The organism is Candidatus Omnitrophota bacterium (assembly GCA_040755155.1).
Taxonomy (GTDB): Bacteria; Hinthialibacterota; Hinthialibacteria; order Hinthialibacterales; family Hinthialibacteraceae; genus JBFMBP01.
Genome location: JBFMBP010000013.1, coordinates 1 through 13280, shown reverse-complemented (window position 1 = coordinate 13280; position 13280 = coordinate 1). Strand labels below are relative to the sequence as shown.

The following is a 13280-nucleotide window of genomic DNA, read 5'->3' as shown; positions in this document are numbered from 1 at the left end:
TCTCAAAGCGCGATCTCTTGCGTCAACGTTTTTTTTCGTGATTTTCTTTTTCTTTTGCGTTTTTGCGATTCAAAACAGCGATAATAATAAGCCTCTTTCCTTTTTATTACGCATAACATGAGTTTCTAGCTTCTCCACGGTCGCGTGCGGTTGACGTTGGCCAATACTTTTTTGGCGATGCGCACGTCTTCCGCGATTTCGAAGTCGAACATGCCTGCGATGATATGATCGGCGCCGTTGTCGAAAGCGTATTGGAAGGCGTTTTCCGGGGGAATGGCGCCCGCCGCCATGACTTTGAAGGCGATCCAAGGCTTGGTCGACGGTTTCATGACCTCGATAACTTCTTGCGGATTGCTGCACCAATAGCCGGGAATTTCCGCTATCGGACTCTTGAGCTCTTCCGGTTTTGGTCCGGTGGGATAGTTATGATGATGGAATGTCTTAATATAAAAATCGGCGGCGATTTTGTTTTTCTCGCATTCGGCGATGACTTGAATATTATGCGCGCCGACGCCGGAGGGGACGCCGAACTGTTTGGCCGTTTCCACCGCTTTGGTGATTAAATCCACTCGTCCTTGAGAAACCAGTTGATCGCCCCGCACGCCCCAAAGATAAATCGCCTCCACGCCCATTTCGACGACTTGCTGAACCTGTTGGCGATATTCCTCCATCGAGTCGTTGATTTCCGCCGTGGGGCAGATAATCCACTTGATCTTGCCGCCCAGCTCATCCCGGTATTTCTTAATGACGTTCATCGCCCAGGGCTGAGTATGGATCACCAGGGTATCGACGCCGTGGGCTTCGGCCACAGCGAGGGTTTCGTGGATTTTCTTTTCCGTGTTGTATTGCGCCGCCAGGTTGTAGACGTATTTCAAATCGCGGCTGTGGGTGAAATGGGTCAGCAGGTTGCCTCCCAGCAAGATACGGCTGACCATCAAATCGCCGATCTTCCCTTTCGGCAGCGAATCGGCGGCTTGCGGCTGCGTTTGTTTCTCGTCCGACTCCTCCCCATTCGCCCGCATCGCCAACGCGCCGCCCGCCGACGTTAGAATCGACTGCTGGATGAATGTTCTGCGATTCAATTCGTTAGGCATGTTGCTCCCCTTTTCCGACGATAGGATCAGCCAAGATACGGATATTCATTTTCGATTGTAATCCAATTTGAGACTCTGAGAATAGGTGGGCTACGCTTCGCTTTGAGCCCACCCTACGCGCCTGTCTCCCTGTCTCCCTGTCTCCCTGTCTCCCTGTCTCCCTGTCTCCCTGTCTCCCTGTCACTGTGTCGCCTATGATGGCGGGCTGCGCTTCGCTTTGAGTCCACCCAATGGTTCTTTTTGTTAGTATGAGAATTTAGGGAGAGCGAATCTCCAGATGAGCCGTCCACCCTAATGGATTGCATAGACATTGGTAAGGCTCGCTTCGCTCGATCCACCCTATGATCTTCGAAATGTTTCAAAAACGCAACGGATAAAAAACGCGATTCATCCTGCCATTCCGATAGTCTCTGCGTTGAGAGGATGATTTAGGTAAGATTGTTCATCACTACTTCGCGGGGTTTGTTGCCGCGCGGGGGGCCTACGATGCCGCGTTCTTCCATTAAGTCCAACATGCGCGCGGCGCGGCCATATCCGATCTTCAGCCGCCGCTGTAAGAGTAAAGTCGTACGGCGTGCGCTGAAATATCTCTTCGCGGTAACAATTGACCATGCAGCCGACGATGCCGAAAATTGGCCGTTCGTCGTTCGTTTAACAAGAAGGCCGACTTCAGACCAAACCTTACTCTCCACATGCTTGCGCACAGAACAGGCGCTAAAGATGACTACTCCGGTTTCCTCTTGGTTATCTCCAAGCCGATATCGGGCTTCGATCATCTGCCCGCAGATCGCCTCTGAATTCGAACGTTCATTTGGCATCTGAAAGTACGGATAAAGACTTTTTCATAACTTCTTTATATTTTGTTTAACATAGCGCTTTTTTATTCGATCTTGATTGTCTTTAAAAGGCCCCTCTTGCATACGAAAAATCCTTAAAACAGGCTCCATTGCCTGAGGATATTCTTCTTGGGCTTTCTTATAATCCAAACTCAATTTCGCCAATCCCGAAGATAATAGAGCGCTCAACTTTTCTTCTACTTTGTCTTTTTGATTTATATCCAATAACTCAAATTCAAAACAAGGACGCGGATTGCCTTGGGCGTCTTCTTCCAGCGAAATAGAAAATGAATTAATGCTGCCCGCCAAAACAATATCCGAATAGATTATACTTTCTACATCTTCAGGATAAATGTTAGCGCCCATCACTGAAACCGTACTATCTTTTCTCCCGTAAACGAATAAAAACGGCAGATACCAACGAGGATAATTGCATTTTCTCTCCAACCCGAATAAATCGATATTATGCAATCGCAGCCTTTCCTTCATATCGTCGAAGGTCATCATGCCGCCTTCGTCCTTGATGTTATATCGTATCCGCGGCGAAAGCGTCCACGGCTTGCTTATCGTAACGACGATTTCGCGGTCGATAATCTCGATAAAATGATCGAGGGGGTTATACTGAAACAACATCGGCAGCCTATGATCGCCGCCAAAGAGCGTTTTCTTAAGCGCCGGATCCTTAAGACATAGTTTTCTAATCATGACCGTCAAAGGATTCTCGCCGCCAATCCCAATCTCAAGGTCGGAGGCTCCATAACCGGAGAATACCGTTCTTGCATGCCGCAACAAATAATCGCGCAATCCTTCCGACATCCCCTCGCCGCCGACAATTGCATGGATCTCATAGTCCTTCCACGCGAATCCCCGTTTTTCGCCTTCATCGAAAAGATGTTTGAGAAATGGCGGATAGCCGTTAAGAATATAGGGATATTTACTCCCGAAGAACTGCAGCGTACGCAAAATTTTTTCGATATCGGGACCGGTCGACTTGACGGCTCCCAGACTCTGAGCCGCAAGCGCCATATTGAATCCGGTCGCCCATGCCCCCATACTAAACGTATTGAGAACAATAAACTTCTTATTGCCGAAACAATATCGTAAATATACTCCTATAAGATTCTTAACGACCTCCCTCTCTCGCTGGCTTCTCACCCAATTATAGGGAATCCCGGTAGCCCCTGACGACTCATCGATCACAACGCCTTTAAACAAAAACTTTCCATGAAGACATCTGTCCTCTGTCCGATAGGGCAAAATATAGTTCGCCTTATCGCTGACAGGCAGCGTCTTAAAGAGCACATTGGCATCGCGCGTCGTACAAGTCCAGCCGCACCGATCAAGAAAATCCTTATACGCAGGCGCATTTCTATAGGCAATAAGGAATTCTTTGAATGCGCGATAACCGCATGCCCGCGCCCCGTATTTTTGGGGAGCGTGGCTCACGATATAAGTAAAGATCGGATAGCTTTTCAAAATGCCAGCCTGCACATTGTCAATAAGCCTGATAAACAACATATGAAGCCTGTCGATGAATCCGATCTTGATCATTCGTTTTTCCTATACCGGCCAGTCCGCCTGCATCGCAATAAGAAAAATGCTTCTACAAGATAAATGCCGTAACCCTATCAGGCGCGACAGACGGCCAAAATAACGATTATATTGCAAAAGTAGAGTTATTTGATTCTCATACAATTAAAGAGCGATTGTCAAGAGGGAAGATGGATCCGTTAGGGAAGGTTGTTCATCACGACTTCGCGGGGTTTGCTGCCGCGCGGGGGGCCGACGAGGCCGCGTTCTTCCATTAAGTCCAGCAGTCGCGCGGCGCGGCCATAGCCGATCTTCAGCCGCCGTTGCAGCAGCGAAGTGGAGGCGGCGTCGTTTTCCAGAACGATATTTACGGCCTCGTTGTACAAATCGTCCGTCGATTCGGTATCGTCGCCGCCATAGCCGCTCGGCGCGGATTCGTCTTCGAGGGGAGTGAATTCTTCCTGCACGTACTCCACATCCTGCTGCGATTTGACGAAATCCACGACTTCTTCCACTTCCTCGGTGGAGATGAACGCGCCTTGGATGCGGATGGGTTTATTGGCGCCGCCGGGCGAGAAGAGCATATCGCCCCGGCCCATGAGGCTCTCGGCGCCTTTCATGTCCAGGATCGTGCGCGAATCGGTGGTCGAGGAGACCTGGAACGCAATGCGGGCGGGAAAATTATTCTTGATGACGCCGGTCAGAACGTCCACGGATGGGCGTTGCGTCGCCAGCACCAGGTGGATGCCTACCGCGCGCGCCATCGCCGCCAGCCGCGCGATCGCCGCTTCCACTTCCGCCCGCACCACCATCATCAGATCGGCTAGTTCGTCGATGATGATGACGATATAGGGCAAAAAGCCGGGCAAGACAGTCGACGATTCCGTTTCCGGCAATTCTTTCATTTGCTGGGCCATGCGTTTGGCGTTGTATTCTTTAATATTGCGCACGCTGGCTTTTTTGAGATAGCGGTAGCGCGTTTCCATCTCTTCCACCGCCCAGCGCAAGGCCGCTCCCGCTTTCCTGCAATCGGTGACCACGGGGGAGAGGAGATGAGGGATGTCTTTGTACAGCGCCAATTCCACTTGCTTGGGATCGACGAGCAGCAGTTTGACTTCGTGCGGCGCGGCGTTATAAAGAATCGACGTAATGATGGTATTGATGCAGACCGATTTGCCCGAACCGGTAGCGCCGGCTACCAAGAGATGCGGGGCTTTGACGAGGTCGGTGATATAGGGTTCGCCGCTGATGGTTTTACCCAGGCCAATATTCAGTTTCGACTTTTTCTTCTGATAGGCTTCGCAAGCGATCAGTTCCCGCAGCAGCACGTCCAGGCGGGTGCGGTTAGGCACTTCCACGCCCACCGTTCCTTTGCCGGGGATAGGCGCGACAATGCGCACGCTGATGGCCTTCAAAGCGCGGGTGATGTCGTTGACCAGATTTTCGATGCGGCTGATTTTAATGCCCGGCGCCGGTTCCAACTCATAGCAAGTGATGGTGGGGCCATAATTCACCTCCACTACTTTGGCGGCGATGTTGAAATCCTTCAGCGTTTGTTCCAGGATTTGGGAATTATAGATAATCTCCTCCCGCTCTACTTCCGGGCGGGCGTTTTCCGGCTTTTCCAGCAGAGTGATGGGGGGCAGTTGATAGTCGTCATGGGTTGGGGTTTGAATCAGATTGACGCCGAGATCGATTTCGGCGGACGGTTCTTCCTCGCGGGTGACGATGCGCAATTCGCCGCTGTCTTTTATCTCCAGGGGAGGCAGCGCCGCCGCTCTTTCACTATCCAGTTCGCGCCAGTTATCGCCTTCGATGGAAATCATGGGTTCCGCATCGATGCCGCAGCCTTCTCGCAACGGTTGCAAGACGATTCTGTTTCCGGAATATCTCTTCAGAGACGATGTCGATTCGTCCTCGCAGGCTTCATAATCCTCTTCGCAATCCTCGTCATCGAGCTGAGTTCTGGCGCCCAGCGACGTTATGGTTTCAGCGGCTCTTCTGACGGCGTTGGCAAAGAGAATGGGCGTACAGAACAGCGCCGTTACCGCCATCAGGGAAAGATTGACGATGAACGCCCCCGCCTGGCCTAATTGCGCCAGCCGTTTGCAGAGCGTATACCCCAAAGCCCCGCCTATGCGCCACAATTGTTCGTCGCTTAGGCTGCGGTTGACGGAGGAAGACGCGAGTCCTAAAAAACTCGAAGTCGCGATTAACAGTAGCAAGCATCCCGCGATACGTAAAAAGCGGATAGACGAATTGGATCCGTTTCGCAGACGGTCGATTCCCCAAAACAGCAGCCAGGCTGGTAGAGAATACCCCGCCGCGCCAAAGAGAAAAATGATCGAATTCGCCAGCCAGGCGCCCGGTTTGCCGATCCAGTTATGAATCGGTTGTTCTCCGCCCCAACTTTGATAGGCGGACATGTCGGCGGGAGTGTAGGAAAGCAGCGCCAACAGGGAAATTAACGCCAGCGCGAACAAGGGAACGGAAAGAATTTCCCGGCGCCGGTCGCCGTCCATTTCCCGCCAAGCATCGGCCACGGCTTCTTGGGTATGCACCGTCATATTCACAAACGCCTCGGATAACTTTTTCAATGGAAGAGGCTTATCTTGTTTCATGCTCTTTTGTTTACTGCGAGCCACCATTAAAACCTCTTGTACGGTAATATCGACGGGTCCCATCAAACGTTAAGCGCTAGTCTAGAAAAAAAGGTTTAAATCATTCTTTACAAGCCTATTAAGTATAATGATATTATACTGATTGTCAAAAAAAAATTAATAACAACGATTAAAGACGAGGGAAAAGCGGTCAGATAAAGAAAAAACCTCGATTTATCTCGTTTTATGCGATCGGATTACCCGCGCCTTCTATTCATGCTCATTGGAAAAGCAAATTTCGTTCTACTTAATTGGTTTATGCCGTCATTCACGATAAAATGATACCGATTCACAAATAGAAAATGGTGGGCTACGCTTCGCTTTTAGCCCAACCTACTGATAGAAAAGAGCCAAGGCATGAACGATTTCGAGCGGCGGATATTGGAAACAATGAGTTCTTCTTTGCGCTGCGCCGATTTGGATACGATCCAAGCGAATATTGGATTAGTTTGCAACCAGGAATGCGTACATTGTCATGTCGCCGCCTCTCCCCGCCGCCGCGAATCGATGAGTTGGGAAATCATGGAGATGGTCGCCGAGGCGGCTCGTAAAAGCCGTTGCCGCCTGATCGATATCACCGGCGGCGCGCCTGAACTCCATCCCCATTTTCTCCGGTTTGTGGAACTTTTACGCCAAGAAGGTTTTTTAACGCAAGTCCGCACCAATCTCACGGTTCTTTTGGAACCTGAAATGAAGGACATACCCGCCTTCTTACGCGATCGGCAAATTCCTCTGGCCGCTTCCCTGCCCTGTTATCTTGAGAAAAATGTCGACTCGCAGCGCGGAGCGGGGGTTTACGCCAAAAGCATTCAGGCGCTGCTATTGTTGAATTCTTATGGATACGGGATCGAACCCGAATTGCCTTTGAACCTGGTTTACAATCCCCTCGGCCCTTTGCTTCCCCCCAAACAAGCTGCATTGCAGGAAGATTACCGCCGCGAACTGAAAGTGCGCTTTGGCGTTGAATTCACCCATCTTATCTGCATCGCCAACATGCCCATCGGGCGTTTCCTCGCCGCGTTGCGCCAGCAGAAAAAAGACGGAGAGTACTTGCGGCTCCTCATGGATTCTTTCAATCCCGAAACGCTGGACTATCTGATGTGCCGCCATCAAATCAACGTGAATTGGGACGGGACGCTTTTCGATTGCGACTTCAACCTGGCGCTGCGTTGGGGCGTCGATGCTTCCGTCCCCCGTCATATCCGCGATTTCGATCCCGCCGTTCTCGTCCATCGCCCCATCGTTACCGGCGAACATTGTTTCGGCTGCACGGCCGGCTGCGGATCCTCTTGTTCGGGATCGCTAATCCATTCGCTTGCGTGAAATGAGACGAATATCTAGTTCATCATTATTGCCGTCATTTTTCGCAATGCGGAAAATTCATTCCAAATCGGCTTTGATGGATTCATTATTTCTCTCAGCTGCAATATGATGGGAATATCGACCGATTATCTTCCCCAGCGTTTTTGGATTCATGCATTCCTAACCATAAAATGATTTCATAGCGATGCGCGGCGCCGTTGCGATATCGAATTCGAAAGGTATGCAAGAAGAAAGGGCAATTCAATGTTTCATAATCCTTATCGAATCATGATTCCGACTCCTCGTAAAATGGGCAGGAAAATCGCAGGTTTTCTCGCCGGGCTTTTCCTTTTCGCCGTCCAAGCGGGACAGGCTCAGAATATTACGCCCATGCCAACGAAAATCCCCGTGGATTACGCCCAAAAGACGGGGAAAAAGCCGACGGCGATCCGTGCGCTAGCCATCGAAAGCCAGGAGATCAGCGGCGCCCGATTGGAAGCCTCGTCCGATTCGCGCATCGTGTTTTCCAGTCTTGCCGATAGCAGTTCCGACAACAAGCGTTTTTATTACTTGGATTTGAAAACCAAAAAAATATGGGATACGGAAGAGGACGGCGTTCCCGGATCGGTCATTCTTCCCCAAGACGGGCGATATATGATATTTCTTCACGACGAATATTCTTCGAATCGGGATATCAACGGCGACGGCATCGTCAATACGGTTTTGCGCTATTATCATTTCGATTTCTCCCAAAAAATCAACATCGGCGTTCCCGCCCGCAGCGCCACTCCACTGCCCGGGGAAAGCCGTTCCGGTTTCGAGTATAAATTGAATAACAACCTTCTTGCTTTTTCCATTTCAAAAAGTTCCAACAATCTGAGTTACGATAAAACCGCGCCCTGGAGCGTCATGGATCTCACGAAATTCGTTTACGCCATCGAAGGAACCCCAACGCCTACTCCCACCCCTGCGAAAACGCCCACGCCAACGCCGCCATTAACGGCGACTCCAACTCCTATGCCCACGGCGACGCCTAATCTGCGCACGCGAGCCGATATTAACGGCGACGGCGCCGTCAATGCCATTGATTTATTGATTTTGCGCATGTTTTGGTTTCAATGAGGGATAAGAGCAACCCTTTGCCTTGAAGCCCACCCGACGGATGTTTGAACTGAAATAAAACAGAAATAAGCCCGCTGGTTTCGCCGATTCGTTTTTTCATTGTGAAAAAGGAATTTTACGATATAATGAAAAACGAAAAGAATCATGAGACGAGCGTTATTATTTTGCATTTTTTTATGGAGCCTATTGGGGGCCGCCGAGTCCATCGCCGGTCTCAAGTGCGATTTATGCGGCAAGGAAATTCAGGGGCGTTACATTACATATGCCAATAATTCGCAGACGCTGACGGTCTGCCTGGCTTGCGATCAAACCAAACCCCGCTGCCAAGCCTGCAACCTGCCTAACAATCCGCAAAACCTCACAATTTATAAAGGGGAAAGGCTTTGCCGATCCTGCATCGCCGAAGCCAAATACTGTTCACTTTGCGGGCTTCGCATCAAGGGACATTATTACAGTTCGAAAGAGGGCGGCGAGATTTTTTGCGAGCGATGCTACGACGCCTATCCCAAGTGTTCCGTATGCAAATTGCCAACGCCTCCCGGCAAGCTGGATAAGGATTCGGGGGCTTGTTGGCGCTGCTTGCCCAAATTGCCGCACTGCGCCGCCTGCGGCAAGGCCATTACCGGAGAATATTTCAAATTCAAATTTTCCGACGGCGTCTATTGCTCCGATTGCAAACTGCACCGGGATAAATGCTATATCTGCGGCGTACCCGTCGGCGATCATTTTTGGAAATTTCCCGACGGACGCTCCATTTGCGACGCCTGCAACCGGCGGGCGATTATCGACGTGAAGCAGATTACGAAAATCATGCAGACGGCGGAAAGCCTGGCGCGTACGCGGCTGGGATTGAATGTGACGCAGCCCTATGAGTTGCATGTCGAGCAATTGAACCGTGAATCGTCCGTCGGCGCTCTGGCCGCCAAAAATGGCGGTTCTTCCGACAGCCCGCTTTATGGCGAAGAGTTGGGATTATATCGATTGAAAAACGGCAAATCGGATATCTATCTTCTCTACGGCTTGCCGGAAGAGATGCTTTACGAAACCGCCGCTCACGAATTCGCCCACGCCTGGCAGGCGGAAAACTGCCCTCTCGATCAATCCAAAGAACTCAAGGAAGGCTTCGCCCAATGGTGCGCGGCGGAGACGCTGCGCATGAAAGGCTATAAAGAAGCGCTGGAAAAATTGGAATCCCGCCGCGACTCCCCCTATGGAACCGGCTATCAACGCGTGAAAATGCTCTACGCCCGAATGGGACGGCTGAAACTTCTGGAATATTTGAAGACGGCCAGAGAGTAAATATCCAGGTTTGTTATCATCGCGGATATTGCGTCAATGGATATTCCACCACCCAGCGGGAATTGACCACCGAACCCCCTACCGTCACGATATCGCCGTCGGATACGACGCCATTGGACGAATTATAGTCGGCGCCGGAATGCTTGGCGTCGAAAAAGTGGCTCGGATTGCCCCAACACATGACATTATCCGGCCCGGCGCTGGCGAGACGGTAACTATACCCTCGCGTTCCCGATCCGGCTTCCCCTTTATCGTAATTCACGCCCGACCAGTTGTCGAAATAATCATAGGTATCGAAGAAATCGGGCCGTTCTGCGCTTAATTGATTCCAGAAGGGATCGCTGGGGATGGCGCTCATGTAGCTGACGGGCGTGGTAAGCGGGATAAAGCGGTTGGAGAGTTTGATTTGGCCGGTTTCATGGGTGATGGGATTGTAGCGCGCCATGGGAAAATTGTTGTAATCGAGTTGATAGGATTCGATCGCCGTTTTGAGATTGCGCATATCCGCTTCCGTCCTCGCCACTTTGGCTCTGACCTGCGCATTCAAGAAGTTCGGAACGGCGATGGCCGCGAGAACTCCAATAATGGCGACGACGATCAACAATTCGATCAGCGTGAAACCTCTCGTCCGCGTATTCATATCTTTTCCCCCTTTCATTATATTAGTCCGATAGAAGCATTATATCATTTTCAACAATATAGTCTTGAGTTCGTCAAAGGATTCCATTAGATTAACGCAATTAGCTTATACTTGAGCCTCTTGCAAAATTCTTTTATTCCTCCCCCAAACTTGGGGGAGGTCAGGAGGGGGTTAACGTAAGTCCATTAAAATCAACCCCCCTCTAACTCCCCCCAAGCTTGGGGGGAGAATTGAAAAGCGGATTTAATCATTTTTGCAAGAGCCTCACCTATCTTATCCATTCTCCAATCGGGAAAACCAAATCATGCGCCTGGGTCTGCTTCTCGCCGCCTCCGTCATCTTTATCATCTTGGGAACCGCCAAATTCAAGTTGCATCCGTTTCTGGTATTGCTATTGACGGCGTTCGGCTTCGGCGTCTGTTCGGGAATGCCCCTGGCGGAACTCGTGAAATCGGTGAATGGCGGTTTCGGCGATACCGTGGGAAAAATCGGAATCGTCATCATCGCCGGAACGATTATCGGCGTGTTTTTGGAAAAATCCGGCGGCGCGTTCGCCATTGCAGGAAAGATATTGAAATTGACCGGCGAGAAAAACGTCCCGCTCGCCATGTCCTTTATCGGCTATATCGTCTCCATCCCCGTTTTTTGCGACTCCGGCTTCGTGATTCTAACGCCGTTAGCCAAGGCGTTATGTAAAAAGAGCGGCATAACCCTCGCCTCCTGCGCCATCGCGTTGAGTCTGGGATTGTACGCAACGCATACGATGGTTCCGCCTACGCCCGGCCCCATATTCGCGGCGGAAATGCTTAAAGCCGACCTTGGCTTGGTGATTATGTACGGCGCTATAGTGGCCTTCATCGCCATGATGGCGGGCTGGCTCTTCGCCATGACTTGCGCTTCGCGAGTATGGATCGATCCCGCGCCGGAACTCTCGGAAGAAGAATTGCGGCGCAGAGCCGCCGACGCTCCTGGCGCCGCTATTTCTATGATTCCCATTCTTATGCCCTTGGCGCTAATTGTTCTTAATTCCATCGCCGCCTATCCATCGAATCCCTTCGGCCAAGGCGGGACGAAATCTTTTCTTTTATTCATAGGCAGCCCGGTCGTTGCTTTGCTGATTGGCGTCTTTATCGCATTCGCTTTGCCCAAGAAGAAGGAACCGTCCATGTTTTCCACGACGGGTTGGGTAGGCGAGGCGCTGACCAGCGCCGCCATCATCATCGCCATTACGGGAGCGGGCGGTTCTTTTGGGGAAGTATTGAAAAACTCCGGCATCAAGGACGCCGTCGGCGAACCGCTGATGAAAATGAATCTAGGAATCTGGCTGCCGTTTCTGCTCGCCGCCGCCATCAAAACCGCTCAAGGCTCATCTACGGTCGCCATCATTACGACCGCGACGATTCTCAAACCGCTGGCGGTCTCGTTGGGATTCGTTACTCCTCCGCAAGTGGCGCTAGCCGTAGTAACGATCGGAGCGGGATCGATGTTCGTCTCCCACGCCAACGACAGTTATTTTTGGGTGGTAACGCAATTTTCCAAAATGGACGCGCTGACGGGATACAAACTGCATTCCATCGGCAGCATAATAGAATCGCTGACGGCAGGCGCGGCGGCGTGGGCGATTTTTACTTTTTTCTTGTAATTTCCGGGAGTGCGGGCATCATCGACGGCGGAAGAAAAAATTAGGAATTTTGAGATTGGTTCCAAGTTGAGAAACAGAAAAAAGGGGTAAAAAGCATGAAAATAATCGTTTTCGCATTGATTATTAATTGTTCGGTGGTTGCGTTTGCAGGTGATAACCCTATTCTTGCTGCATCCGATGAGGGTAGTATTAATTTATTTCCCACCGAAAAATTTGAACAAGCTAAACAAGAGTTACAAAACTCAACTGATATGGATGTTCGGATCGAATCTATAGATAATTTAATCCATTTTTCACTTACCCTGGAAAAAAATGAAGATGCTTTAAACTCGATTAATGATTTCCTTGGCATAATCAACGAAGACAGTGAAATCTTTGGGTATGCTCAACTTGCCCGAGCGAGACTCATTGGGCGACTGGGAAATATCGACCAAGCCATGGCTTTGATGAAGCAAGGCATTGTCAAAAAATGGAAGGGCCACCCTTTCTGGAATATTAATGCATTACTTGAGGAAACCGGAAATTTCAACCTTTTAACAATAGATGAATATGAGCGGACCGTCACGGATGATTACAATAATGAGATCCGAAGATTTCATGGATTAGGAGATGATTTAATCATTTTCTTCCTAAGACTACATCAGTATAAAATATTAAATCCCAAACGGATGGCAATTGAGGATATCTATCCTAAACTTAGTTCTTCTACTCAAAGACCCTATGCTCGTGATATTGCAATGTCGTTATGTATGGCGATCGATGGCAATACAAATGAAGCACTTTCCAAAATCAACGAAGTTGAGAATCACTTTTCCAATTCAACCATCACTCCAGAAGTATATCAGGACAATCTTGATATCCCATTTTATAAAATGATTATTTGTTACCAGGAAGGTCAACACCTGGAAAAAATTGAATCCTTTCTCATCGAATATATTAAAAATTACAATAGATTCTTTGGGAAAAAGAATCTCTATGGATACCAACATCCATTGAACAAAATTCTCGAATTCATTTATGAAATGGAGGTAACAGTTCAGCCGCCTGAAGTAAGAAGAGTCGTCGAAAAATAATTGATTGTATAATTTCCCCCTTTACAAATTTCCTTATCCCATCTATGACTATCAATATAGTATACACATTGAATTGTAGTTG

10 protein-coding genes are annotated in these 13280 nt (G+C 49.7%); 5 read left to right on the top strand and 5 right to left on the bottom strand.

Annotated features, from left to right (window positions below; all coding sequences use genetic code 11):
* Positions 1-125: 125 nt before the first annotated feature.
* From AB1656_01460 to AB1656_01445, 4 genes are all read right to left on the bottom strand, one after another.
* Positions 126-1094, bottom strand: a complete 969-nt coding sequence (locus tag AB1656_01460; protein ID MEW6234030.1) for a hypothetical protein — start codon at positions 1092-1094, stop codon at positions 126-128.
* Positions 1095-1522: 428 nt separating this feature from the next.
* The gene (locus tag AB1656_01455) at positions 1523-1870 is read right to left on the bottom strand and encodes a DNA translocase FtsK (protein MEW6234029.1); all 348 of its coding nucleotides are present in this window, start codon (positions 1868-1870) and stop codon (positions 1523-1525) included.
* 66 nt (positions 1871-1936) lie between these two features.
* Positions 1937-3481: a phenylacetate--CoA ligase family protein gene (locus tag AB1656_01450; protein ID MEW6234028.1), complete on the bottom strand. Its 1545-nt coding sequence runs from the start codon at positions 3479-3481 to the stop codon at positions 1937-1939.
* A gap of 179 nt (positions 3482-3660) precedes the next feature.
* The gene (locus AB1656_01445) at positions 3661-6027 is read right to left on the bottom strand and encodes a DNA translocase FtsK (GenBank protein MEW6234027.1); all 2367 of its coding nucleotides are present in this window, start codon (positions 6025-6027) and stop codon (positions 3661-3663) included.
* A 450-nt stretch (positions 6028-6477) separates the two neighbouring features.
* Here AB1656_01445 and arsS point away from each other — a divergent pair, with 450 nt between their 5' ends.
* From arsS to AB1656_01430, 3 genes are all read left to right on the top strand, one after another.
* Complete coding sequence (gene arsS / locus AB1656_01440) at positions 6478-7443, top strand: arsenosugar biosynthesis radical SAM (seleno)protein ArsS (protein ID MEW6234026.1); 966 nt, start codon at positions 6478-6480, stop codon at positions 7441-7443.
* A gap of 243 nt (positions 7444-7686) precedes the next feature.
* Positions 7687-8544, top strand: coding sequence for a dockerin type I domain-containing protein (locus tag AB1656_01435; protein ID MEW6234025.1), 858 nt, complete (start codon positions 7687-7689; stop codon positions 8542-8544).
* 144 nt (positions 8545-8688) lie between these two features.
* Positions 8689-9843 carry a hypothetical protein gene (locus AB1656_01430; protein MEW6234024.1) on the top strand — a complete coding sequence of 385 codons (1155 nt, stop codon included), beginning with the start codon at positions 8689-8691 and terminating at the stop codon, positions 9841-9843.
* Positions 9844-9859: 16 nt separating this feature from the next.
* On the opposite strand, the gene AB1656_01425 is transcribed toward AB1656_01430, so the two are convergent.
* Complete coding sequence (locus AB1656_01425) at positions 9860-10483, bottom strand: type II secretion system protein (protein ID MEW6234023.1); 624 nt, start codon at positions 10481-10483, stop codon at positions 9860-9862.
* Between the two features lie 304 nt (positions 10484-10787).
* Between AB1656_01425 and AB1656_01420 the strand changes: the two genes are divergently transcribed.
* Together AB1656_01420 and AB1656_01415 are read left to right on the top strand one after the other, a co-directional pair.
* Positions 10788-12125, top strand: a complete 1338-nt coding sequence (locus AB1656_01420; GenBank protein ID MEW6234022.1) for a GntP family permease — start codon at positions 10788-10790, stop codon at positions 12123-12125.
* Positions 12126-12220: 95 nt separating this feature from the next.
* Positions 12221-13198, top strand: coding sequence for a hypothetical protein (locus tag AB1656_01415; protein MEW6234021.1), 978 nt, complete (start codon positions 12221-12223; stop codon positions 13196-13198).
* Positions 13199-13280 lie beyond the last annotated feature (82 nt).